Here is a 22,485-nt window from a genome sequence, read left to right on the forward strand (position 1 = left end):
GAGCGGATTTTTTTTCAGGCAGTGATCCAGCTTTCGCGACAAGGCGTAGAAAGCGCCATGACAATAATCATTTCCCAAGCGGCTCTGGAATGCCACAATAGAAGAGTGACGGCCCCGCGCCTTTTCAGACGCAGCCGGTTGGGTGGGAGATCCGTGCCTTCTGGCGCAAACGGGATGATTATGAAGGCTGAAACCGAAGACATGTCTTCCATGCTCGCAGCAGTTGCTCGCGAACGGGATGTGGAAGCATTCGAAACGTTGTTCCGCCATTACGGTCCGCGCGTAAAGGCTTATATGGCTCGTCAGGCGCGTGACCAGCAGGCGGCAGAGGAATTGATGCAGGAAACCATGATGGTGGTCTGGAACAAGGCCGCGTTATTCGATCCGGCCCGGGGCAATGTCTCCGCCTGGATTTTTACCATCGCCAGAAATCTCCGGGTTTCGGCCTATCGCAAGCAGAACCGGCCGGAATTCGATCCGAACGACCCGGCCTTCGTGCCTGACGAGGTGATGCCAGCCGATCAGGATCTGGAAAACCGCCAGGACGCTGAAAGGTTGCACAAGGCCATGGGACAATTGCCTCAGGAGCAGTTGGAACTGTTGCAACGGTCGTTCTTTCACGAAATTCCTCACAGCGCGCTTGCCAAGGAATTCAATCTTCCGCTCGGCACTGTGAAGTCGAGAATCCGCATGGCCTTTGCCAAGCTTCGTGCCGCCCTTGAAGACCGCTCAGAGGAGGATCGCTGATGACTGTTCACCATCATGTCAGCGATGAATTGCTGCTCGATTACGCCAATGGCAGCCTTGCCGAAGGCTGGGGCATCGCCATTGCCACCCATCTCGCCTTATGTCCCGATTGTCGCCGGCGCCTCGCGGCCATGGAGGTGACTGCCGGGGCATTGTTGGAGGCGGAAAAACCTGTCGATGCCGATCTCAGCGTCGACCGCTCCTGGCAGGACATGCGCGCAAGGCTTGCTGCCTCCGGCGAACGGACCAGGGAAAGCACTGTCAGCCGGGTTGAACCGGCGCCGGACACCACCTCCCGGCAGCACGATGCGATCCTGCCGGAACCGCTTCGCTCCTATCTGGGGCAGGATATCGATGGTTTGAAATGGAAGTCGCTTGGGCGCGGTGCCTATCACATTCCGATCAAGACCCGCGATGGAGAAACCAGCGTGCGGCTGCTGCGCATTCCGGCCGGAAAGCCGGTGCCGGAACATAGCCATGGTGGGCGCGAGCTGACGCTGGTGCTGAAAGGCAGCTTCCATGATGGACAGGGCCGGTTTGCACGCGGCGACCTGGAGGAAGCCGACGAGCAGTTGGAACATCAGCCTATTGCTGAAGACGGCGAAGATTGCATCTGCCTTGCCGTCACTGATGCACCTCTACGATTCAAGAGCCGCCTTGTCCGGCTATTTCAACCTATCCTCGGTATATAGCCTTCACTCTAAAGGGAATGAAAACATATGCGCAGCTATGCGATTGCCTATTGTGCCACGGCTGCGGTGTTTTTCACCTTGGATTTCCTATGGCTCAGCAAAATTGCGCTGGGTTTTTACAAGTCCCGCATCGGCGATATGATGCGGGATCAGCCCAATTTTACCGCTGCGGGTCTGTTCTATCTGGTTTATATCGTCGGCATTGTTTATTTTGCGGTCAGTCCAGCCCTCCAGAACGGCAGCCTGTTGACGGCTGTGGTTAGCGGCGCGCTTTTGGGTCTGATTGCCTACGGCACCTATGACATGACCAATCTGGCGACGTTGAAATCCTGGTCACTGACGCTCAGTCTGGTCGACATGGCCTGGGGCACGGTGCTGACGGCCACCGCAGCCGGGCTTGGCTATCTGATTACCAGCCGGTTTGTATAAACGTTTCACGTGAGACGTCAGGTGCATTGCACCGCTTTCGTTTTGGATTATGATGAAAGAAAAACGAAAACGGGGAGGGGTGCATGTTTCTGTCTGCCCGGCAATCCGACATTCTCGACATCGCCAAGGCGGAAGGCCGGGTGCAGGTGGACGACCTGGCGCTTCGCTTTTCGGTCACGCCGCAAACCATCCGCAAGGATCTCAACGATCTCTGCGAGACGCGCCGGCTGACGCGGGTCCATGGAGGAGCAATCTTTCCAAGCGGTGCCGAAAACGTTCGCTATGAAGCGCGCCGCTCGATGGCCGCGCCGGAAAAGCAGGCGATTGGCAGGGCTGCCGCCGAATTGATCCCCAGCAATGCATCTCTGTTCATCAATATCGGTACGACGACCGAGGCGGTGGGCGAAGCATTGCTGGATCATAAGGACCTGATGGTCATTACCAATAATATCAATGTTGCCAATCGCTTGCGGGTTTTTCCAGGCATTGAGGTGGTAATCGCCGGCGGCGTTGTGCGTGGCTCCGATGGCGGGATCGTCGGGGAAGCGGCGGTGGATTTCATCCGGCAGTTCAAGGTGGATTATGCGGTGATCGGCGCTTCGGCCATCGATCCTGATGGCGCATTGCTGGACTACGATTACCGGGAGGTGAAGGTAGCGCAGGCGATTATCGCCAATGCCCGGCACGTGATTCTGGTGGCCGATTCCTCCAAATTCGAGCGCGCCGCCCCGGTGCGCATCGGCCATCTCAGCCAGGTTCACACGTTCATCACTGATGTCTGCGATATTGACGGCCTTGCCGCTATTTGCCGTGACCATGATGTGCGGTTGATCGAGGCATTCCGCGTCCCATAGCGGTCTGATCAATAGAGACTGCTAAACTTTCGTTTGACATTCGTTTTAAGTTCGTTTTAGCTGTATCCAGTTTCGCATGCGCACTATAATGCTGCATTGCGAAAGGGAGAGAAACGTGTCCGGCGATCCTGTCTTCGACATATTTGTTATTGGTGGTGGTATTAACGGCTGCGGCATCGCCCGTGACGCCGTCGGGCGCGGCTATACCGTTGCGCTGGCGGAAATGAACGATTTCGCCTCTGGCACGTCTTCGGGCGCCACCAAGCTCATTCACGGTGGATTGCGCTACCTTGAACATTATGAATTTCGATTGGTGCGCGAAGCGCTGATGGAGCGTGAAGTGCTCTGGGCCATGGCACCGCACATCATCTGGCCGATGCGTTTCGTGCTGCCGTTCCATAAGGGCGGCATTCGTCCCGCCTGGCTGATCCGGCTTGGCCTGTTTCTCTACGATCATCTGGGTGGCCGTAAATTGCTGCCCGCCACTAAGACATTGAATATGCGCAAGGACAAGGCGGGCAATCCGCTGAAGCCGCTGTTTACCCGCGCCTTTGAATATTCGGATGGCTGGGTCGACGATGCCCGTTTCGTCGTGCTGAATGCCCGCGACGCTGCGGATCGTGGTGCCACAATCCTCAGCCGCAATCGCGTTATCGGTGCGCGTCGGGACGGCGATCTCTGGATCGTTGAGGTCGAAGACCGCGCCAGTCGCGCGCGCAGCACCTACAAGGCGCGGATGCTGGTCAATGCGGGCGGGCCGTGGGTCGATAGCGTGCTATCCAATGCGGTCGGCAGAAACAATGTTCATAATGTGCGGCTGGTGCAGGGCAGCCATATCGTGGTAAAGAAGAAATTCGATGATCCCCGTGCCTATTTCTTCCAGAATCCGGACAATCGCATCATCTTCGCCATTCCCTATGAGACGGATTTCACCCTGATCGGCACGACTGATCAGGATTATCAGGGCGATCCGAAGGATGTGAAGATTTCCGGTGCCGAGATCTCCTATCTCTGCGATGCTGCCAGCGAATATTTTGCCGAGCCGGTCCGGCCTGAGGACATTGTCTGGTCCTATTCCGCCGTTCGGCCGCTTTATGATGACGGTGCCTCCAAAGCGCAGGAGGCCACCCGAGATTACGTGCTGAAACTGGAAACGCCGGAAAAATCCGCGCCGCTGCTCAACGTTTTTGGCGGAAAGCTCACCACCTATCGGCGCCTGGGTGAACATGCGTTGGAAAAGATTGGTGAGGCGATCGGCGTCAAGGGCAAGCCCTGGACGGCGACCAGCCATTTGCCGGGCGGTGATTTTCCGGCGACCGGCTATCTGGCGGAAGTGGAGAGGCTGCAAAAGGCCTTTCCGTTCCTGGAGGATCGGTGCGCGCGTCGGCTTGTGAGATGTTATGGCACGTTTGCCACGACGATCGTCAATGGTGCCAAAAGCCTGGAGGGGCTGGGGCGCTATTTCGGAGGAACCCTGTATCAGGCGGAAGTCGATTGGCTGATCGCCCGTGAATGGGCGGCAACGGCGGAGGATATTCTCTGGCGCCGCACCAAACAGGGCCTGTTCCTCAGTGCCGAACAGGCAAAAGTGCTGGAAGACTATATCGAGGAGGCGCGGGCGGCCTGACAGGCTACTGCATAATTCTTTAAACCGGGATCGGTTTAAAGAGAAAATTATGCAGCAGATATAAAGAGCTACAGCGAACCTTTGTGCGCCATATATGGCGCACGGCGCTGTAGGCGCGCAAGAGGGAGATGCCGATAAGAACCTGGACCGTGTCGGTCAAAGGGTTTGAAGCGGCAAATACAAGAATGATAGCGGATGGATGTGTCGGTTCCGACGCAGACCGTTGTCGTTGTCGGCGGGCGGAGGAGGCCTGACGCACAATGCTGGAATTGCGAAACCTGTCCAAGGTGGTGGCGGGGGATGTTCACATCCATCCCGTCAACCTGACCCTGCAACGCGGGTCGCTGAACGTTCTGCTTGGGCCGACCCTGTCGGGCAAGACATCATTGATGCGGCTGATGGCCGGGCTGGACAAGCCGACATCCGGCTCCCTGCTGTTCGATGGCAAGGACGTCACCGGTGTGCGGGTGCAGGACCGGTCGGTTGCCATGGTCTACCAGCAATTCATCAATTATCCGGCCCTCAGCGTCTATGAAAACATCGCTTCGCCGCTCAGAGTGCGCAAGGTTGATCGTGCCACCATCGACCGGGAGGTGAAAAAAGCTGCCGAGCTTTTGAAGCTGACGCCCTATCTGGAGCGCACGCCGCTCAATCTCTCCGGCGGCCAGCAGCAGCGCACGGCGCTGGCCCGCGCCATCGTCAAGCAGGCCAGCCTAGTGCTGCTGGATGAGCCGCTGGCCAATCTGGACTATAAATTGCGCGAGGAATTGCGCGAGGAACTGCCGAAGATCTTTGCCGAACTGGGCGCGATTTTCGTATATGCGACGACGGAGCCGTCGGAAGCCCTGCTTCTGGGCGGTCATACTGCAACACTCTCGGAGGGCCGCGTCACGCAATACGGCCCGACCATCGACGTCTATCGCCGCCCAGCAGACTTGAAAACCGCCCGAACCTTCGCCGATCCGCCGTTGAACACCGTTCAGGCCATCCGGCGCGAGGGCCATTTTATGATCGGCGGCATTCCGGTTCTGACAGTGCCGAGGCACCTGTCGCATGTGCCAGAGGAGCCGTTGACGCTGGGCTTTCACCCGCATCACCTGTCGCTGGCGAGAGCCTCGTCGAGCGATGGCGCAGGTTCCCTGGTGGCTCGCTCGATGATCTCGGAAATTTCCGGCTCGGAAAGCTACATTCACCTCGACTATGCCGGTGAGCGCTGGGTGATGCTGGAGCATGGCATTCACGATATCGAACCGGGCCGCGACGTGCAGGTTCATCTCGATACCCGTCACCTGATGGCTTTCGATGGCGACGGCCGGGCGCTTGCCGGACATCTTGCCGGACAGCTCGAAGCACAGGGGGAGTAAGATATGGCCCGAATTTCCCTCGATCATATCCGCCACGCCTATGGCCCGAAGGGGCTCGCCAATCCGCTCTATGCGCTGAAGGAAGTGCATCACGACTTCGACGATGGCGGTGCCTATGCCCTGCTCGGTCCTTCCGGCTGCGGCAAGACCACCCTGCTCAATATCATGTCCGGCCTGTTGCAGCCTTCGGATGGGCGCATCCTGTTTGGCGATAAGGATGTGACGCAATTGTCCACCGAGGCGCGCAACATTGCCCAGGTGTTCCAGTTTCCCGTCGTCTACGACACCATGACGGTTTACGATAATTTGGCCTTTCCGCTCAGAAATCGGCGTGTGCCGGAGGCTGAGGTGGATGTGCGGGTGCGCACCATTCTGAAAATGATCGATCTCGAAGCCTGGGCCAAGCGCAAGGCGCAGGGTCTGACCGCCGACCAGAAGCAGAAGATCTCGCTTGGTCGTGGATTGGTGCGCTCCGATGTCAATGCCATCCTGTTCGATGAGCCGCTGACGGTGATCGATCCGCATATGAAATGGATGCTGCGCGCCCAACTCAAGCAATTGCATCGGGAATTCGCCTATACCATGGTCTATGTCACCCATGACCAGACCGAGGCGCTGACCTTCGCCGACAAGGTGGTGGTGATGTATGACGGACAGATTGTCCAGATCGGTACGCCAGCCGAATTGTTCGACCGCCCGAAACATACATTCGTCGGCTATTTCATCGGCTCGCCGGGCATGAATGTGCTGGCCGCTGGCATCGATGGTGATACCGCGATGATCGGCGGAGAGCGGGTTTCCCTCCCGGGCCGTCCGGTCATCCCGGGCGAAGCCCTTACCGAGCTTGGCATTCGCCCGGAATTCATTCGCCTTGGCCGCGAGGGCATGCCGGTGCAGATTTCCAAAGTCGAGGATATCGGTCGCCAGAAAATCGTGCGCGCCCGTTTTGCCGATCAGCCGATTTCTATCGTGCTGCGGGAAGATGCCGATATTCCCACTGAGCCGAAGGTGAGCTTCGATCCGGCCGCCATCAATATCTACGCAAATTCCTGGCGGGTTGATTTCGCCGGTGCCGGATTGGGAGGGTTAAGGCCATGAACAAGACCTGGAATAACAAGGCCTGGTTTCTGGTGCTGCCGGTGCTGCTGCTGGTCGCCTTTTCCGCTGTCATTCCGCTGATGACCGTGGTGAATTATTCGGTGCAGGACACGTTCGGCAATAACGACTTCTTCTGGGCTGGTTCGGACTGGTTTACCCAGACCCTGCAATCGGAACGGTTCTGGGATGCGCTATGGCGCAACCTGATCTTCTCGATGATCATTCTCGCCATCGAAGTGCCGCTTGGCATTCTGATCGCGCTGAACATGCCGAAGACCGGGCTTGGCGTGCCTGTTTGCCTGGTGCTGATGGCCCTGCCGTTGCTGATCCCATGGAATGTGGTCGGCACCATCTGGCAGGTGTTCGGGCGCAGCGATATCGGCCTGCTCGGCTATACCCTCAACGCCATCGGTCTCGATTATAATTACGTGGCCAATCCATTTGATGCCTGGGCGACAATCGTCGTCATGGATGTCTGGCATTGGACCAGTCTTGTCGTGCTGCTCTGCTATGCCGGTCTGGTGTCGATCCCGGATGCCTATTACCAGGCAGCGCGGATCGACGGCGCCTCGCGCTGGTCGGTGTTTCGCTACATCCAGCTGCCGAAGATGAAGCAGGTGCTGCTGATTGCCGTGCTGCTGCGCTTCATGGACAGTTTCATGATCTATACCGAGCCTTTCGTCGTCACCGGCGGCGGTCCGGGCAATTCCACCACTTTCCTGTCGATTGATCTGGTGAAAATGGCACTCGGCCAGTTCGACCTCGGGCCTGCGGCGGCGATGTCGATCATCTACTTCCTGATCATCCTGCTGCTGTCCTGGGTCTTCTACACTGTCATGACCCATAGCGACGCCCAGAGTGCGTCAGCACCGAAGGGGGACTAAGCCATGAACAACCGCCGATCCCTTCGCTCAGTGCTGATCATCAGCCTTTATATCCTGTTTCTGTTGTTGCCGATCTACTGGCTCGTCAACATGAGCTTCAAGACCAACCAGGAAATCCTGAGCTCCCTGACGCTCTATCCGCATGAGCCGACGCTGAAGAATTACATCACCATCTTCACCGACCAGTCCTGGTATTCGGGCTATATCAACTCGATCATCTATGTGGTGCAGAACATGGTGATTTCGGTCGCCTGCGCGCTTCCGGCTGCCTATGCCTTCTCGCGCTACCGGTTTTTGGGCGACAAGCACCTGTTTTTCTGGCTGCTGACCAACCGTATGGCACCGCCTGCGGTGTTTGCCCTGCCGTTCTTCCAGCTCTATTCGGCTTTTGACATGATCGACACGCATATTGCAGTGGCGCTGGCTCATTGCCTGTTCAACGTGCCACTGGCGGTGTGGATTCTGGAAGGTTTCATGTCCGGTATCCCCAAGGAAATCGATGAAACGGCTTATATCGACGGCTATTCATTCCCGCGCTTCTTCGTGAAGATCTTTATACCGCTGATTGCCTCCGGCATCGGGGTCGCGGCTTTCTTCTGCTTCATGTTTTCATGGGTAGAGCTGTTGATCGCCCGCACGCTGACCACGGTTGATGCCAAGCCGATTGCCGCTGTGATGACCCGCACTGTGTCTGCCTCCGGTGTCGATTGGGGCCTGCTGGCCGCTGCCGGTGTGCTGACGCTGATCCCCGGTGCCGTGGTGATCTATTTCGTTCGCAATTATATCGCCAAGGGCTTTGCCCTCGGTCGCGTCTGAGGAGGAGGACATGATGAACCTGTCATGGATGGCCTGGACCACGCCCACGGCGCTGTTCTTCATCACCATTCTGGCGTTGCTGATCGCCCTGTCGGTCTGGGAATATGTTTCGCCCGGCGGCAATCCCCGCGTCGGCATTCTGCGGTTCGAGACGACACGCGGCGACAGGCTGTTTGTGTCGCTGCTCGGCTCCGCCTTCATTCATCTCGCATGGCTGGGGCTATCCAGTCTCAGCCTGTGGTGGGCTCTCGGTCTTTCGGTCATCTACGCTATCGGCGTGTTCCGGACGGTTTGAAGCTTTAAGACTACGCATGCAATCGCAAACTCTGGGAGGACATGATGCGAAAGCACTTAATGACGACAACGGCGGCGATGCTGCTGGCTATGACTGGTGCTGCCTATGCCGGGATGGATGAGGCCAAGCAATTTCTCGATCAGGAGATCAAGGGGGAATCCTCGCTGTCGCGGGCGGATCAGGAAAAGCAGATGCAATGGTATGTGGATGCGGCCAAGCCCTTTGCGGGCATGGAAATCCATGTTGTCTCCGAATCGCTGACCACCCATGCCTACGAATCCAAGGTGCTGGCGCCGTGGTTCAGCAAGATCACCGGCATCAAGCTCATTCACGACGTCATTCAGGAGGGTGATGTCGTCGAAAAAATCCAGACCCAGATGCAGACCGGCCAGAACCTTTATGACGGCTGGGTCAACGATTCCGACTTCATCGGCACCCATTGGCGCTATGGACAAGTCCGCAACCTGACGGACTGGATGACGGGCGAGGGCAAGGATGTCACCGATCCGATGCTGGACCTCAAGGATTATATCGGCCTGTCGTTTACCACCGCGCCGGATGGCAAGCTCTACCAGCTTCCCGACCAGCAGTTCGCCAACCTCTACTGGTTCCGCTACGATTGGTTCAACGACCCGAAGATCAAGGAGGATTTCAAGAAGGAATACGGCTACGAGCTGGGCGTGCCGGTCAATTGGTCGGCCTATGAGGACATCGCCAAATTCTTCACCGGACGCGAGATCGGTGGCAAGAAAGTCTATGGCAGCATGGACTATGGCAAGAAGGATCCCTCGCTGGGCTGGCGCTTTACCGATGCCTGGCTGTCGATGGCCGGCAATGGCGACAAGGGCCTGCCCAATGGCAAGCCCGTCGATGAATGGGGTATCCGCGTCAATGACAAGGACCAGCCGACCGGTTCCTGCGTGGATCGCGGGGGTGATACCAATGGGGCGGCCTCGGTCTATGCCGTTACCAAATATTTGGAATGGTTGAAGAAATATACCCCGCCGGAAGCGCAGGGCATGACCTTCTCAGAATCCGGCCCGGTTCCTGCCCAGGGCAATATCGCCCAGCAGATCTTCTGGTATACGGCCTTTACCGCCGATATGGCCAAGCCCGGCCTGCCCGTTGTCAATGACGATGGCACGCCGAAATGGCGTGTGGCACCGTCGCCGCATGGTTCCTATTGGCATGAAGGCCAGAAGCTCGGCTATCAGGATGTCGGCTCCTGGACGCTGATGAAGTCCACGCCAACGGATCGCGCCAAAGCGGCCTGGCTCTATGCCCAGTTCGTCACCTCCAAAACCGTGGATGTGAAGAAAAGCCAGACCGGCCTGACCTTCATCCGCCAGTCGTCGATCATGGACAAGACCTTCACGGACCGCGCCCCGAAACTCGGCGGTCTGGTGGAATTCTACAGGTCGCCTGCCCGCGTGCAGTGGACGCCAACCGGAACCAATGTGCCTGATTATCCGAAGCTGGCGCAATTGTGGTGGCAGAATATTGGCGATGCGGCAGCCGGTGCCAAGACCCCGCAGGAAGCCATGGATGCCTTGTGCAAGGCCCAGGAGGGCATTCTCTCCCGTCTGGAACGCGCCAAGGTCCAGGGCGAATTCGGCCCCAAGCTGAACGAGCCAAAGGACGCAGCCTATTGGGAAAAATATGCCAAGGACCACGGCAGCCTGGCGCCGCAGCCCAAGTTGGCCAACGAAAAGGAAAAGCCGATCACCATCAATTACGATGAACTGGTGAAAAGCTGGCAGAAGTAAGAAACATCAATAATCGATGCCGCGCATAATGACGCGCGGCATCGGAAACCTTCTTCACAGCAGCAAAATACGGTACAAAAAACGCCCGGCAATGTTGCCGGGCGTTTTATCTATGTCACGCTTTTCCCCTGCCGCGTTTACGACAGCGGGCGATTAATTGGTTGGCAACGCCACTGGATTGTCGGACTGGTTGTGAAGATACACCAGCAGGTTGGCGCGGTCCTGTTCCTTGGGAATACCGGCAAAGCCCATCGCCGTACCCGCCACGAATTTCTTTGGCGCAGTCAGGAAATGGTTGAGGTTTTCAAAGGTCCAGTGCTGCGAACTGCCCTTGGAGAAATCCTTCATGCCGGCGGAATAGGCAAAGCCTTCATGACTGGCGACAGGCCGGTCGACAACGCCCCAAAGGTTGGGTCCAACCTTGTTGGCTCCGCCCTTGTCGACGCTATGACAGGCTGTGCATTTCTTGAAAATGGCCTCGCCAGCCTTGACGTCTGCCGATGCCAGCAGTTCGGCAATCGGCTTGTCGGCTGCGGCTGGTGCCGCACCTTCCGCGCCGCCAGCGGCAGGCGCTTCGGCAGCCACGATGGCATAGCCTTCCTTTTCGGGGGTCGGCGCGTGGAAAATCCCCTCCGACGCAATGGACACTGACATCAGTACGAAGATCGTACCAAGCAATGCGCCTGCTCCCATATTCATGTAGGAATTCATTGGTTATCGCTCCCCATGCAGTCCGCGCAGTAGAAATCGGACAAGCCTCCATCTATGAAAAGGCTAAGACTTTTGCTTGACAGTTGCAACCCGATTATGCTCCGCCGCCCTGAGACGTTTTGCCACTTACCCCCATTGCTTTCAAAGGCGAATACCGATGTCTGACCATACACGCTTCAAAACACTGGTTCTCATCCCCGCCCGCATGGCCTCCACAAGGCTTCCCGGCAAGCCCCTGGCTGACATTGCCGGTCTGCCGATGATCGTTCAGGTGGCAAAGCGTGCAGCGGAAGCCAATGTCGGACGTATCGTCGTGGCGGTGGATCATCTTGACGTGTTCGCCACGGTGACGGCAGCCGGTTTTGAAGCCGTGATGACCGGCGAGCAGCATCAATCCGGCTCGGATCGCATCTATGAAGCGCTGATGACGGTCGATCCGAAGGGCGAGGCCGAGATCATCATCAACGTTCAGGGCGACCTGCCTACCATTGACCCGGAGACGATTCGTGCCGCCCTGAGGCCCTTGGACGATCCCGCAGTCGATATCGCCACGCTGACGGTGGAGATCGAGGATGAGGCAGAAAAGACCAATCCCAACGTGGTGAAGGTTGTCGGCTCGCCGCTGTCGGACAATCGCCTGCGGGCGCTCTATTTTACCCGCGCCACCGCGCCCCATGGCAAGGGGCCGCTTTATCATCATATCGGCCTCTACGCCTATCGCCGCGCCGCGCTGGAACGGTTCGTGGCGCTGTCTCCCTCAGTGCTGGAAAAGCGCGAATCGCTGGAACAGCTGCGGGCCCTGGAAGCGGGCATGCGCATCGATGTCGAAATCGTCGATACCGTGCCGCTTGGCGTTGATACCCCGGCGGATCTCGAAAAAGCCCGCGCCATTCTGGCTGCAAAATAAGGATAAGCTCGTGGTCACGCTCACCAACAAGATCTCTTTTCAGGGCGATTATGGCGCCAATTCCGACATGGCCTGCCGTGACATGTTCCCGGATATGGAGCCTTTGCCATGCCCGACCTTCGAGGACGCCTTCATGGCGCTGGAAAATGGCGAGGCGGATCTGGCGATGATCCCGATTGAAAACACGCTGGCTGGGCGGGTCGCCGATATTCACTATCTGCTGCCGCTGTCACGCCTGAAGATTATCGGTGAATATTTCATGCCGATCCGGTTTCAGCTCATGGTGCTGCCGGGGGTGAAGGCCGAGGAGATCCGCACGGTTCACAGCCATATCCATGCGCTTGGCCAGTGCCGGAAGATCATCCGTAGCCATGGCTGGAAGGCCGTGGTGGCGGGCGATACGGCAGGGGCTGCCAAGCAGGTTGCGGAACTGGGCGACCGCTCCATGGCGGCCTTGGCGCCGCGCCTTGCCGCCTCGCTCTACGGGCTGGATATTCTCGCCGAAAATGTCGAGGATTCGGAAAACAACATCACCCGCTTCGTGGTGCTGTCGCGCGATGAGGTGGCGTTGAAGCGGACGGCTGCGGATGAAAGCTTCATCACCACCTTCGTTTTCAATGTCCGCAATATTCCGGCAGCGCTGTACAAGGCCATGGGTGGTTTTGCCACCAATGGGGTCAATATGACCAAGCTGGAAAGCTACCAGATCGGCGGCAAATTCATCGCCACCCAGTTTTATGCCGATATCGAAGGGCACCCAGAGGATGCGCCGGTCAAGCGGGCGCTGGAGGAATTGCGCTTCTTCTCCGAGAAGGTCCACATTCTCGGCGTCTACAAGGCTCATGCCATGCGCGGCAAGTTTTAATCAAAGCAATGGCGGCGCGGTGCCGCCATTGCTTTGCGTATTCAATACTTCAGCGAATAGCCGATCTTATAGAGCGGCTTTTTCGAATCATGCGGTGTGCTGGGCGCCTGTGCCTCGACAGCCTGCATTGAAGACGGCAGTTCAAACGGCAGCTTGCCCCGCGCCTTCTGCTTGCCCTCGATGACATTGAACAGTGCCTCGTCACTGGCGCCGAAATTGCCGACCAACGCCTTTGTCTGGTCCTTCAGATTGGTGAGAATACTCGGGCGTGACAGAAACACCGTGGCAATAATCGGTGTCTTTCCGGCAATGGCTGTCACGGCATCGTAATCCGGGTTGCCGGGCTTGAAGGACAGATCGCCTTCCTCATGCCGCGCCCCGAAGAAGTAGTTGGGATGCAGACGCTCAAACGGTGCCATCAGACGGACAAGGGCAAAATCGGCCTCTTCCGGTTTTGTCACCACTTGATAGCCGCGTTTTTGGGCGATGGCGGCATCGACATTGAGAAGATAGACTTTCTTTCCAGGCTTGACCGGCAGAATCTTCCCCTTGTTTTGCAGAACAACCATGGCGCGGGCTTGGGCCTTTTCGCCCTCGGCGACAAAATCCGCATTGCCAACGATGGCTTTGGCTTTTTCCGGGTCGGCATAGGGGTTTTCGAACAGGCCCTGCTCGAATTTCTGGATCAGCAACCGCTTGGCCGACTGATCGATCCTGATTTCGCTGACTTTCTTGTCTTCGACCGCTTTCACCAGGATATCGGAATTGGCGACGCCGCCGAATTGGTCGATACCGGCGTTCACCGCCTTGGCAAAACGATCCTCGCGGCTGAGATCCTCGACCCCCCAGGGCATGCCGAATGTGTCGGGCCGGATGATCGGGGTGTCGCCGGGCTTTTCGCCATTCAGGCATTCATCCTTGCAGTCATTGGTAATCAGCCAGTCGCTGACGACGACGCCGTCGAACTTGTAGCGCTTGCGCAGCAGATCCGTCAGCAATTGCTTGCTATAGCCTGCGGCGACGGGCTCCAGGGGTTTGCCATCAAGCTTGACGCCATCGACAATCGAGTAGGTCGGCATGATGCCCGCCACCTTGGCGGCAAAGGCACCCTTGAAGGGGGTGACATGCTTTTCGAAGTCCTTGGCCTTAAAAACCACATGGCGACCATAGGAGTTATGGCCGTCAAAGCCCTGAGGTGCTGCGCCATATCCCACCCAATGCTTGGCGACAGCGCTGACGCTGCCGGGTTTCAGACCGGTAGTGCCGTTCTGGAAGCCTGCGACATAGGCCTCTGCCATGCGCCTGGAAATCTGCGGATCTTCTCCGAACGTGCCGGTCGAGCGTGGCCAGCGTGGTTCCGTGGCAAGATCGATTTGCGGTGACAAGGCCTGCTGGATGCCGACGGCGAGATATTCCTGCCGCGCGACATCGCCGAAACGGCGCGTCAGTTTCGCGTCGTCGAGCGCCCCAAAACCCAAGCTTTCCGGCCATTTGGAGAAACCGCCGTTCTGGGCCGACGCGCCCAGCACATATTGGAAATGGTTGCGCGGGTCGGTGCTGATGGTCAGCGGAATGCCAAGCCGGCTTGCCTCGGCAATCTCCTGGAGCTTGTTGTTTTCTGCGGCCAGCTGTTCGGGCGGTAGGGATAGCCGGGTAATATAGGTGGCAACCTTGGCATCGTTGATCAGCGGTTTGATCCGCTCCAGATCATACCCGCTGCCGCGTCCCTGGCCGGCCTCCGATCCGGACGCCAAAGCCGGGGCGGTCCCATGCATCATCAATCCGGCCTTTTCGATCAAACTCATCTGGCTGACGAGGTCACTTGCCCGCTCCGCAGGCGAGCGGCGCCAATCCTCATAAGGGTCGAGGCGGCCGTTGCGGTTAAGGTCCTTGAAGGTCTTTCCATCGACCGTGAGGATTGCCGCGGAACGGGCGACGACGACAGGTTGATTTTGCGCGATGGCAACAGACGCCATCAGAATGGCGCAGGACGCCAAGCTAAACATTTTCATCGATGATTTCCTGAATTGATGAATTTTCGCCGAAAAACGGGCTGAAAAGCGGATTGCTGAAAGGCCGAGCGCGGAAGCCTATCGAGGCACAGCCCGCCGTTTCACCGTGGCATTGGATTTTGAAAGCAAAGATATATCCTCCCTCGAGATAGGCTAATTCTATCGCGCATGATGTTTTGCTTCATCCTCCGTTGACCCCTCCCCATCGGACAATGACATCACATTCGCTTACCATAGCCTCACACGTTTTTCGCGTAAATGGTGTTAAAGTCCTTTCCGGACGCAGACTTTACCATCTTAACCAGCCTTGCCCCAATCGAGCCAGTCGCTCATCAACCGATGGGCAATGGTGCCTGGCGCAGGAGCTTTTACCGTTTCAGTTTCAAGGTCAATCATCGCCTGTATCTCGGCGCGGCTGAACCAGCGGCAATCGGCCAGCTCGTTCTCATCGCGGGAAATCTCCAAGCTCAGGGCCTGCGCATAGCAGCCGATCATCAACTGATGCGGCATCGGCCAGGGCTGGGAGGCATGATAGCGCACACGCCCGATGGTGATGGCGGCCTCTTCATACGTCTCACGCCGCACGGCGTTTTCAATCGTTTCCGCCGGTTCGACAAAGCCTGCGAGGCAGGAATACATGCCTTCGGGAAAATGCGCTCCGCGCCCCAGCAGGCAGCGGTCGTTTTCCTCATCCACGGTCATCATGATCACCACCGGATCAGTGCGCGGAAAGGCCATGCGCCCGCAGGCTGGACATTCGCGCTTGTAGCCGCCAAGCCGCGGCTCCATCGGTTTGCCGCATGTGCCGCAGAAGCGGTTCTCACTGTTCCAGTGCAACAGGCTGAAACCCTGCGCGGCTTCGCCGACCAGTTCGGCCTCAATATTGGGATCACGAAACAGCTCGCGCGCCGTTAAAGCCTTGTAGCCAGTGGCAAGCTGCTCTTCGCTGATTGTCACGGGGACGGCAATGCGCGGCTCGCCGCTGGGGCGGCGCCCCAAAAGCACGGCATTGTCGAGGTCCGGTTGCAGGGCGGTCAGCTCGTAAGGTGCAAATAGCGGGTCCAGCACCAGTCCTTCATGCTTGAACACCAGCCGGTTGCCAGCAAAAGCCAGCACATGCATGCCCTCGGCCTTGAAAGCCTCGGAAAGGCTCTCTTCCGAGCGATGCTCGGCGTAGCGTTCCAATCCATTACCGGCAAAAGCGGTGAGGGCGCTTGCCTCCGGATGCGGTGTATCGGTTTCAAACAGGGAAATTTGGGTCATGTCAGCGCGTCCAGAATTGTCGTTGTCATCGCCGCAAGGGCTGCGTCCGAATAGGGTTCTGCCACCCCATGGCCCCAGATCGGCCCCGGCCAGTTCGGGTCGTTTTCAAAGCGGGCGACGACATGAACATGGAGCTGTCGAACCACATTGCCAATGGCGGCAATGTTGATCTTGGTGGCGCCGGTTGCGGATTTTAAGGCGGCACCGACGTGCACCTGTTCGTGCAGCAGCTGGATCTGATCGTCCTTGGAAAGCTCGAAAATCTCAGCGACATCATTGCGGCGCGGCACGAGGATCAGCCAGGGCCAGCGGCTATCCCTGGACAGGCGCAGGTCGCTTAACGGCAGCTGCAAGATTGACTGGCTGTCGCGCGCCAGCCGTTCATCGAGACGGAAAGGCTCCAAGGTCGGTCTCCTGATTGTTTCCTCGAGGTCATTTCGTTTTATGCATGCCTGACCGTAAAGCCGATATCCACTTTTACCGGAAAGGCGAATAGTTTTTTTGGTCCTCGGCTTGCAATTGCCGTAGGAATTGCCGATATGTCGCTCGGGAGGTTGGTGGTGGACGAGCCACTCGCCAACCGGGTCAGGTCCGGAAGGAAGCAGCCCTAACGAGCGCGGCACGGGTCATCGTGCCAGCCTCCCACCCTTCATGTTTATGGCCAGTCCTAATCAAGCGTGGCCGTATCCCGCCCGAAACGGGGAGACTGGCAGCGCGATGTCCGATCTGGAACCCACAGCACAAGCTGCTCCCGCGTCCGGCCAAGCCTCCGGTGCTTACCGGGTTCTGGCGCGCAAATATCGCCCCAAGGATTTCACGGACCTGATGGTCGGCCAGGAGCCGATGGTCCGTACGCTCACCAATGCCTTCGAAACAGGACGGATTGCCCAGGCCTATATGCTGACCGGCGTGCGCGGGGTCGGCAAGACCACGACCGCTCGCATTCTCGCCCGTGCGCTGAACTACAAGACCTCTGAGATCGACCGCCCGACGATCGACCTGAAAATCCCCGGCGAGCATTGCCAGGCGATCATGGAAGGCCGCCATGTCGATGTGATCGAAATGGACGCCGCCTCCCATACCGGTATCGACGATATCAGGGAAATCATCGAGCAGGTGCGCTACCGCCCGGTATCGGCCCGCTACAAGGTCTATATTATCGACGAAGTGCATATGCTCTCCACCGCCGCCTTTAACGGCTTGTTGAAGACGCTGGAAGAGCCGCCGGAACACGTCAAATTCATCTTCGCCACCACCGAAATCCGCAAGGTGCCGATCACGGTGCTGTCGCGCTGCCAGCGCTTCGATCTGCGCCGCATCAGCGCCGGGGATCTGGTCGGGCTGTTTTCCACCATTCTCTCCAAGGAAAATATCGAGGCGGAAGACGAGGCGCTGGCAATGATCGCCCGTGCCGCCGAAGGCTCTGCCCGTGACGGACTTTCCCTGCTTGATCAGGCCATTGCCCACGGCGCAGGGCGGGTTGAAGCAGAGGCGGTGCGTGGGATGCTGGGTCTGGCCGACCGCGCCCGTGTCGTCGATCTGTTTGGCCATATCGTGCTTGGCGATGTCGCCGCGGCTCTTTCGGAATTCAACAGCCAGTATGAAGCCGGTGCCAGCCCGAGCGTGGTGCTGACCGATCTTGCCGATTTCACCCATCTGGTGACGCGGCTGAAATATGTACCCAATGGTGCCAATGACCCATCGCTGAGTGAAGTCGAGCGGGTGCGGGGGGCGGACTACGCCGAGAGCGTTGCCGTCACCACGCTGTCGCGCATCTGGCAAATGTTGCTCAAGGGCATTCCCGAGGTGGAAAACGCTTCCCGTCAGGCCGGTGCCGCCGAAATGGTGCTGATCCGGCTGGCCCATGCCGCCCATCTGCCGTCGCCGGAAGAAGCGGCGCGCCGCCTGCTGGACATGGCGCAGGATGGTGGTGGTGCGCCGCAAGGGTCCAGTCCTAGAGGCGGTAATGGAGGCGGTGCATCTGCCAGTTATGGCGGGCAGGCGGTGGCGCGGGCATCAAGCGATCCGGCACCGCGTGCATTAGGCCAGACCCAGCCGACCGCGCATTTGCAGGTGGTTCCCAAGGCATCGCCTTCGCCGGACATTGCCGCCCGCCCGGAGATAAAGCCTGACGTCCAGCCGGATGTGCCGGAGCCGAAGGTTCCCGTGCGGTCGCTGGATGACATTGTCAATCTCTGTACCGCAAACCGCGATCCGAAGCTGAAGGCGCTGACCCGCGCCTATGTGCGGCTGGTCAAGCTGGAAAATGGCCGGCTGGAGATCAACATGCCGCCGGAGGCGCCGAAATCGCTGGTTGGCGATCTGCAAAAGCGGCTGGAGGAATGGACTGATATTCGCTGGATGGTCATCCTTAGCCGCGAGCCGGGGGCAAAGACTCTGGCCGAGCAGGAAAAGAGCGATCACGAAGCGCGGATGACCGATGCCGCCGCCGATCCGGATGTCATGGCGATCCTGTCGCGCTTTCCCGGCGCGAAAATCACCGACGTACGCATCCGCACCGTCGCCGAGGAAGAAGACGAGGCCCTGCCGCCGCCAGCCGCGGCTGAATCCGCAGAGGGTGATATCCTTCCAGGAGATGATATCGAGTTTTAGATTTTAGCCGGCTTATCATCTGTCGCGGAGGCGTGAAATCGCCGCGCGTTTGGCAGACGAAGCCAAGAACAACGGACTATATAAAAGGAGGCAGGTCATATGCGCGACATCATGGGCATGATGGGCAAGGTCAAGGAAATGCAGGCCAAGATGGAGAAGATGCAGGAAGAGATTGCATCGCTTCAGGTCGAAGGCAAATCCGGCGGCGGATTGGTGACTGTGACGATGACCGGCAAGGGTGAGTTGAAGGGCCTGAAAATCGATCCGTCGCTCTTTAAGGAAGACGACGTAGAAATCCTCGAAGACCTGATCGTTGCCGCCCACAAGGATGCCAAGGACAAGGCCGAGGCGATTGCCGCGGAAAAGACCAAGGACATGACCGCTGGCCTGCCGATCCCGCCCGGTTTCAAGCTGCCGTTTTAAGTTGGTCGCGACAGTTCCGAATTCGTAAAGGCGAGGTCATTCCTCGCCTTTTTCCGTCTTGCCATGAGTGCGGTCGACATGACCGAGATCCTTGCCGGGTTCGATCACATCACGCACCCGCTGTTTCAATTCCTTTGGCCCCGGAAATCCGCCGTCGCGCTTGCGTTCCCAGATCAGCGCACCATTGACGCGGATCTCGAAATTACCGCCTGTGCCGGGGATCAGGCCCACTTCGCCTAGGCTATCGCCAAAGGTTTGCAAGAGTTCCTGTGCCATCCAGGCGGCGCGCAGCAACCAATTGCATTGGGTGCAGTAGAGAATGGTGATTTTGGGTTTAGCGGTTGCAGATTCATAGGTCATTGGGACAAGGCTCTCAGTGTTTGGTATAGGTCGTGTTGGCGCATAAATACAGCATAAGTGAAATTGAATTTGGACTTTTCCCGGTGTAGGCTTGGGCGTGATCGTCCGAGACTTGTTCAACACCAGCGAGGGAGGGAATAATGTACAAATTTGAAGTCTATAAAGACAAGGCAGGCGAATTCCGGTTTCGGTTCAAGGCGTCGAATGGCGAAACAATGTTCAGCTCTGAAGGCTACAAGGCAAAAGCCTCAGTGATGAGCGCGATTGCCTCCATTCAGAAAAATGCGCCTGAGGCAAAGATCGAAGACCAGACCACGGCAACGGTCTGATAGGGCGTGATCGGCGTGGCCAAATTGCCTCGCCGATGTGTCCAAGCTCTTATAGAGAGCCCACACGCTTGTAGAAAATCGTCGTATCGCAGAAGCGCCCGTCGGGAAACAGCGCATAATCCGGCACGACACCGGTCCGCGTCCAGCCCAGCTTTTCATAAATTGCTTCGGCTGGTTCTCCGGTTGCCGTATCCAGCACGAGCAAGGTCTTGCCTGCGCGCGCTGCCCGCTGTTCGGCCTCCGCCATCAGCAAGCGGGCGAGACCAAGACCGCGAGCGTTGCGATGCACCAGCAATTTTTTGAGATCGGCACGGTGCGGCTGGTTGGGCGGCTGTTTGAGGCCGATCTGTACCGTGCCCACCAGACGGTCCTGATGCTCTGCCACCAGCAGCAGACTATCTCCTGCCTCGACCGCATCGGCGACGCCCTCCCAAAAAGGCCTGGCCGTTTCAAGGTCGAACGGCAACATGAAGCCCACCGATGCGCCGCCATTGATGCAATCGGAGAGAATTTCACAGAGGTCGGGTATCGCTTCACGGGCGTCAGCGGCGTTCAGCAGCCGAATTGCAGTCATGGTCATTTCCTTTGAATCAGCGGCCAAGATCGATGATCACGCCGTAGCGGGCAGGGCGGTCCGTGGGGTTATGGAAGGCGTGGACCTCGCCGATAGCCATGAAAAGACAATCACCCGGCTCCAGACGATGCACAATATCACCAACTGTCAGCTCGATAGTGCCTTCGAACAGCCAGACATGTTGCCATTGCCTGCTGCTGGGATGGGGGCTGGCGGGCTGCGCTGAAAATTGGACAAGCGCGCCCGGCGGCAGCTCCACCTCCACCACATCGACCCGTGCACCGGTGCCGGGTGCTGAAACGGCGCGGCGGATATAGCCGGTTTCGGGGTCGCGCCACACCGGCTGGTCGGCGCGGCGCATCAGCGATGAGCCATGATCGGGTTCGGCAAAAAACACTGAAAGCGATTGACCCAGCGCCGAACATAGCCGTGCCAATAGCGTTGCGGTTGGGCTGGCTTCAGCGCGCTCGATACGGGAAATCATGGCCCGGCTGACACCGGACAGATCCGCCAACTGGTCGAGTGTCAGGCCGCGTTCGGTGCGGATCGCTTTCAGCCTTGCGGCAATGGCAAGAGTGAGGGTATCGGGCACATTTTCCATGATATAAGAAATATAGTATCTTATAGTGGAGTCAATGGCCTTTCTGGCACAGCTCTCGTCAGCAAAATCACCTTTTATCAACAAGCCTCTTGCATGTCGCCCAACTCCCGGCCTTTTTCGCGTGCCAAGAGAGCGTATGATTCGCACGACAGGACGAGTCGAGCACAACCCCAAGGAGACAGACGTGATTGAGATCAGAAAACCGCAAATCGAGGAAATGCGGCCGAAGATTACCGTCATCGGGGTTGGTGGTGGTGGCGGCAATGCCGTCAACAACATGATCAACGAAGGCCTGCAAGGCGTCGATTTCATTGCCGCCAATACCGATGCGCAGGCGCTGACCATGTCGAGAGCCCCGCGCCTCATTCAGCTTGGTGCCGAAATGACCGAGGGTCTCGGTGCCGGTTCGGTGCCGGAAACCGGACGGATGGCCGCCGAAGAATCCCTGCATGAAGTGATGGATCATCTGGCTGGCACCCATATGTGCTTCGTCACCGCCGGCATGGGCGGCGGCACGGGTACGGGTGCAGCGCCAGTGATTGCGCGTGCGGCTCGTGAGGCCGGCATTCTGACGGTCGGCGTTGTCACCAAGCCTTTCAGCTTTGAAGGCCGCCGCCGTATGCAGGCTGCCGAAGAAGGCATCGAGCGGCTGCGTGAAGCCGCCGATACGGTGATCGTTATCCCCAACCAGAACCTGTTTCGCATTGCCGATGCCAAGACCACCTTTGCCGACGCTTTCGTGATCGCCGACAAGGTGCTGTTCTCGGGCGTGTCCTGCATTACCGACTTGATCGTCAAGGAAGGCCTGATCAATCTGGACTTCGCCGACGTGAAATCCGTCATGAAGGGCATGGGCCGGGCAATGATGGGGACCGGCGAGGCGACCGGCGACAGCCGCGCCATGAAGGCGGCGGAGGCGGCGATTGCCAATCCGCTGCTGGACGAAGTGTCGATGCGCGGCGCGCGCGGCGTGCTGATCTCGATTTCCGGCGGCATGGACATGACGCTGTTCGAAGTCGACGAAGCCGCCACCCGCATCCGCGACGAGGTCTATGACGAGGCCGATATCGTCGTCGGCGCGATCTTCGACAAGGAACTGGACGGCACGTTCCGAGTGTCGGTGGTCGCCACCGGGCTTGGCGAAGAGGGCGACCATCAGCAGGTACGCTGATTTCACCCGACCACAGGTCAAATTATCCTTCAAATGCCCCGCATTTCCGCTTTGCGGCATGCGGGCGCGCTGCTATATGCGCAG

General features: G+C 58.3%; 24 protein-coding genes and 1 other RNA gene. 18 read left to right on the forward strand and 7 right to left on the reverse strand.

The genetic code is table 11. The annotated features are described in order from the left end of the window. The first annotated feature begins 180 nt into the window (after positions 1-180). From FS819_RS16415 to FS819_RS16465, 11 genes are all read left to right on the forward strand, one after another. Positions 181-747: a sigma-70 family RNA polymerase sigma factor gene (locus FS819_RS16415; RefSeq protein ID WP_234624744.1), complete on the forward strand. Its 567-nt coding sequence runs from the start codon at positions 181-183 to the stop codon at positions 745-747. Then, positions 747-1,439, forward strand: a complete 693-nt coding sequence (locus tag FS819_RS16420; RefSeq protein WP_156548888.1) for a ChrR family anti-sigma-E factor — start codon at positions 747-749, stop codon at positions 1,437-1,439. Before FS819_RS16415 ends, FS819_RS16420 begins: the two co-directional genes overlap by 1 nt. Positions 1,440-1,466: 27 nt before the next feature. Beyond that, a complete protein-coding gene (locus FS819_RS16425) occupies positions 1,467-1,868 on the forward strand; it encodes a DUF2177 family protein (protein ID WP_156548890.1) in 402 nt (133 codons plus the stop codon). Between the two features lie 83 nt (positions 1,869-1,951). Then, on the forward strand, positions 1,952-2,722 hold the full coding sequence (locus tag FS819_RS16430; RefSeq protein ID WP_156548891.1) for a DeoR/GlpR family DNA-binding transcription regulator: 771 nt from the start codon (positions 1,952-1,954) through the stop codon (positions 2,720-2,722). 76 nt (positions 2,723-2,798) lie between these two features. After that, a complete protein-coding gene (locus tag FS819_RS16435) occupies positions 2,799-4,349 on the forward strand; it encodes a glycerol-3-phosphate dehydrogenase (RefSeq protein ID WP_197434081.1) in 1,551 nt (516 codons plus the stop codon). A 260-nt stretch (positions 4,350-4,609) separates the two neighbouring features. Next, entirely contained in the window at positions 4,610-5,713 is a 1,104-nt protein-coding gene (locus tag FS819_RS16440) for an ABC transporter ATP-binding protein (protein WP_156548893.1), read from the forward strand. 3 nt (positions 5,714-5,716) lie between these two features. After that, positions 5,717-6,811 carry an ABC transporter ATP-binding protein gene (locus FS819_RS16445; RefSeq protein ID WP_156548895.1) on the forward strand — a complete coding sequence of 365 codons (1,095 nt, stop codon included), beginning with the start codon at positions 5,717-5,719 and terminating at the stop codon, positions 6,809-6,811. Then, positions 6,808-7,695, forward strand: coding sequence for a carbohydrate ABC transporter permease (locus FS819_RS16450; RefSeq protein WP_087726971.1), 888 nt, complete (start codon positions 6,808-6,810; stop codon positions 7,693-7,695). The genes FS819_RS16445 and FS819_RS16450 overlap by 4 nt, the downstream gene beginning before the upstream one ends. 3 nt (positions 7,696-7,698) lie before the next feature. Continuing rightward, on the forward strand, positions 7,699-8,511 hold the full coding sequence (locus tag FS819_RS16455; protein WP_156548896.1) for a carbohydrate ABC transporter permease: 813 nt from the start codon (positions 7,699-7,701) through the stop codon (positions 8,509-8,511). Positions 8,512-8,524: 13 nt separating this feature from the next. Further along, complete coding sequence (locus FS819_RS16460) at positions 8,525-8,806, forward strand: DUF2160 domain-containing protein (protein ID WP_070164113.1); 282 nt, start codon at positions 8,525-8,527, stop codon at positions 8,804-8,806. 44 nt (positions 8,807-8,850) lie between these two features. After that, on the forward strand, positions 8,851-10,572 hold the full coding sequence (locus FS819_RS16465; protein WP_156548899.1) for an ABC transporter substrate-binding protein: 1,722 nt from the start codon (positions 8,851-8,853) through the stop codon (positions 10,570-10,572). Between the two features lie 153 nt (positions 10,573-10,725). Here the strand turns inward: FS819_RS16465 and FS819_RS16470 are convergent, their stop codons facing one another. Continuing rightward, positions 10,726-11,283, reverse strand: coding sequence for a c-type cytochrome (locus FS819_RS16470; RefSeq protein ID WP_156548901.1), 558 nt, complete (start codon positions 11,281-11,283; stop codon positions 10,726-10,728). 157 nt (positions 11,284-11,440) lie between these two features. Between FS819_RS16470 and FS819_RS16475 the strand changes: the two genes are divergently transcribed. Continuing rightward, positions 11,441-12,190, forward strand: coding sequence for a 3-deoxy-manno-octulosonate cytidylyltransferase (locus FS819_RS16475; RefSeq protein WP_156548903.1), 750 nt, complete (start codon positions 11,441-11,443; stop codon positions 12,188-12,190). 67 nt (positions 12,191-12,257) lie between these two features. After that, positions 12,258-13,055 carry a prephenate dehydratase gene (locus FS819_RS16480; RefSeq protein WP_070147540.1) on the forward strand — a complete coding sequence of 266 codons (798 nt, stop codon included), beginning with the start codon at positions 12,258-12,260 and terminating at the stop codon, positions 13,053-13,055. A gap of 41 nt (positions 13,056-13,096) precedes the next feature. On the opposite strand, the gene FS819_RS16485 is transcribed toward FS819_RS16480, so the two are convergent. The 3 genes from FS819_RS16485 to FS819_RS16495 form a co-directional block, all read right to left on the reverse strand. Then, positions 13,097-15,067 (reverse strand): glycoside hydrolase family 3 protein, encoded by a 1,971-nt coding sequence (locus tag FS819_RS16485; RefSeq protein WP_156548905.1) that lies wholly within the window; start codon positions 15,065-15,067, stop codon positions 13,097-13,099. Between the two features lie 297 nt (positions 15,068-15,364). After that, positions 15,365-16,330, reverse strand: a complete 966-nt coding sequence (gene nudC / locus FS819_RS16490) for an NAD(+) diphosphatase (protein WP_156548907.1) — start codon at positions 16,328-16,330, stop codon at positions 15,365-15,367. Continuing rightward, positions 16,327-16,734, reverse strand: coding sequence for an HIT family protein (locus tag FS819_RS16495; protein WP_156548909.1), 408 nt, complete (start codon positions 16,732-16,734; stop codon positions 16,327-16,329). Before FS819_RS16495 ends, nudC begins: the two co-directional genes overlap by 4 nt. 145 nt (positions 16,735-16,879) lie before the next feature. Here FS819_RS16495 and ffs point away from each other — a divergent pair. From ffs to FS819_RS16510, 3 genes are all read left to right on the forward strand, one after another. Beyond that, an RNA gene (ffs, locus tag FS819_RS16500) (signal recognition particle sRNA small type) lies at positions 16,880-16,976 on the forward strand. A 71-nt stretch (positions 16,977-17,047) separates the two neighbouring features. After that, positions 17,048-18,943, forward strand: coding sequence for a DNA polymerase III subunit gamma/tau (locus FS819_RS16505; protein ID WP_156548911.1), 1,896 nt, complete (start codon positions 17,048-17,050; stop codon positions 18,941-18,943). 99 nt (positions 18,944-19,042) lie between these two features. After that, complete coding sequence (locus FS819_RS16510) at positions 19,043-19,366, forward strand: YbaB/EbfC family nucleoid-associated protein (protein ID WP_012654590.1); 324 nt, start codon at positions 19,043-19,045, stop codon at positions 19,364-19,366. A 36-nt stretch (positions 19,367-19,402) separates the two neighbouring features. Here the strand turns inward: FS819_RS16510 and FS819_RS16515 are convergent, their stop codons facing one another. After that, positions 19,403-19,726: an Rdx family protein gene (locus FS819_RS16515; protein WP_156532528.1), complete on the reverse strand. Its 324-nt coding sequence runs from the start codon at positions 19,724-19,726 to the stop codon at positions 19,403-19,405. 140 nt (positions 19,727-19,866) lie between these two features. On the opposite strand from FS819_RS16515, the gene FS819_RS16520 reads away from it, so the two are divergent. Then, the gene (locus FS819_RS16520) at positions 19,867-20,055 is read left to right on the forward strand and encodes a YegP family protein (RefSeq protein ID WP_012654592.1); all 189 of its coding nucleotides are present in this window, start codon (positions 19,867-19,869) and stop codon (positions 20,053-20,055) included. 49 nt (positions 20,056-20,104) lie between these two features. On the opposite strand, the gene FS819_RS16525 is transcribed toward FS819_RS16520, so the two are convergent. Then, positions 20,105-20,629, reverse strand: coding sequence for a GNAT family N-acetyltransferase (locus FS819_RS16525; RefSeq protein ID WP_156548914.1), 525 nt, complete (start codon positions 20,627-20,629; stop codon positions 20,105-20,107). Between the two features lie 16 nt (positions 20,630-20,645). Next, complete coding sequence (locus tag FS819_RS16530) at positions 20,646-21,230, reverse strand: helix-turn-helix domain-containing protein (RefSeq protein ID WP_156548932.1); 585 nt, start codon at positions 21,228-21,230, stop codon at positions 20,646-20,648. Between the two features lie 184 nt (positions 21,231-21,414). Here FS819_RS16530 and ftsZ point away from each other — a divergent pair, with 184 nt between their 5' ends. Further along, positions 21,415-22,401 carry a cell division protein FtsZ gene (gene ftsZ, locus FS819_RS16535; protein ID WP_070164102.1) on the forward strand — a complete coding sequence of 329 codons (987 nt, stop codon included), beginning with the start codon at positions 21,415-21,417 and terminating at the stop codon, positions 22,399-22,401. Positions 22,402-22,485: the final 84 nt, after the last annotated feature.

The organism is Allorhizobium sp. Av2 (genome assembly GCF_021462805.2).
In the GTDB taxonomy this organism is placed as follows: domain Bacteria; phylum Pseudomonadota; class Alphaproteobacteria; order Rhizobiales; family Rhizobiaceae; genus Allorhizobium; species Allorhizobium vitis_G.

Excerpts from the sequence above, each read along its gene's own strand:
- FS819_RS16465 (WP_156548899.1), top strand. The coding sequence starts at position 8,851 with ATGCGAAAGCACTTAATGACGACAACGGCGGCGATGCTGCTGGCTATG.
- FS819_RS16450 (WP_087726971.1), top strand. The coding sequence starts at position 6,808 with ATGAACAAGACCTGGAATAACAAGGCCTGGTTTCTGGTGCTGCCGGTG.
- FS819_RS16430 (WP_156548891.1), top strand. The coding sequence starts at position 1,952 with ATGTTTCTGTCTGCCCGGCAATCCGACATTCTCGACATCGCCAAGGCG.
- FS819_RS16475 (WP_156548903.1), top strand. The coding sequence starts at position 11,441 with ATGTCTGACCATACACGCTTCAAAACACTGGTTCTCATCCCCGCCCGC.
- FS819_RS16420 (WP_156548888.1), top strand. The coding sequence starts at position 747 with ATGACTGTTCACCATCATGTCAGCGATGAATTGCTGCTCGATTACGCC.
- FS819_RS16520 (WP_012654592.1), top strand. The coding sequence starts at position 19,867 with ATGTACAAATTTGAAGTCTATAAAGACAAGGCAGGCGAATTCCGGTTT.
- FS819_RS16425 (WP_156548890.1), top strand. The coding sequence starts at position 1,467 with ATGCGCAGCTATGCGATTGCCTATTGTGCCACGGCTGCGGTGTTTTTC.
- FS819_RS16505 (WP_156548911.1), top strand. The coding sequence starts at position 17,048 with ATGTCCGATCTGGAACCCACAGCACAAGCTGCTCCCGCGTCCGGCCAA.
- FS819_RS16480 (WP_070147540.1), top strand. The coding sequence starts at position 12,258 with ATGGCCTGCCGTGACATGTTCCCGGATATGGAGCCTTTGCCATGCCCG.
- FS819_RS16525 (WP_156548914.1), bottom strand. The coding sequence starts at position 20,629 with ATGACTGCAATTCGGCTGCTGAACGCCGCTGACGCCCGTGAAGCGATA.
- FS819_RS16445 (WP_156548895.1), top strand. The coding sequence starts at position 5,717 with ATGGCCCGAATTTCCCTCGATCATATCCGCCACGCCTATGGCCCGAAG.
- FS819_RS16440 (WP_156548893.1), top strand. The coding sequence starts at position 4,610 with ATGCTGGAATTGCGAAACCTGTCCAAGGTGGTGGCGGGGGATGTTCAC.
- FS819_RS16435 (WP_197434081.1), top strand. The coding sequence starts at position 2,799 with ATGCGCACTATAATGCTGCATTGCGAAAGGGAGAGAAACGTGTCCGGC.
- FS819_RS16460 (WP_070164113.1), top strand. The coding sequence starts at position 8,525 with ATGAACCTGTCATGGATGGCCTGGACCACGCCCACGGCGCTGTTCTTC.
- FS819_RS16515 (WP_156532528.1), bottom strand. The coding sequence starts at position 19,726 with ATGACCTATGAATCTGCAACCGCTAAACCCAAAATCACCATTCTCTAC.
- FS819_RS16510 (WP_012654590.1), top strand. The coding sequence starts at position 19,043 with ATGCGCGACATCATGGGCATGATGGGCAAGGTCAAGGAAATGCAGGCC.
- FS819_RS16470 (WP_156548901.1), bottom strand. The coding sequence starts at position 11,283 with ATGAATTCCTACATGAATATGGGAGCAGGCGCATTGCTTGGTACGATC.
- FS819_RS16455 (WP_156548896.1), top strand. The coding sequence starts at position 7,699 with ATGAACAACCGCCGATCCCTTCGCTCAGTGCTGATCATCAGCCTTTAT.
- FS819_RS16485 (WP_156548905.1), bottom strand. The coding sequence starts at position 15,067 with ATGAAAATGTTTAGCTTGGCGTCCTGCGCCATTCTGATGGCGTCTGTT.
- FS819_RS16530 (WP_156548932.1), bottom strand. The coding sequence starts at position 21,230 with ATGGAAAATGTGCCCGATACCCTCACTCTTGCCATTGCCGCAAGGCTG.
- nudC (WP_156548907.1), bottom strand. The coding sequence starts at position 16,330 with ATGACCCAAATTTCCCTGTTTGAAACCGATACACCGCATCCGGAGGCA.
- FS819_RS16415 (WP_234624744.1), top strand. The coding sequence starts at position 181 with ATGAAGGCTGAAACCGAAGACATGTCTTCCATGCTCGCAGCAGTTGCT.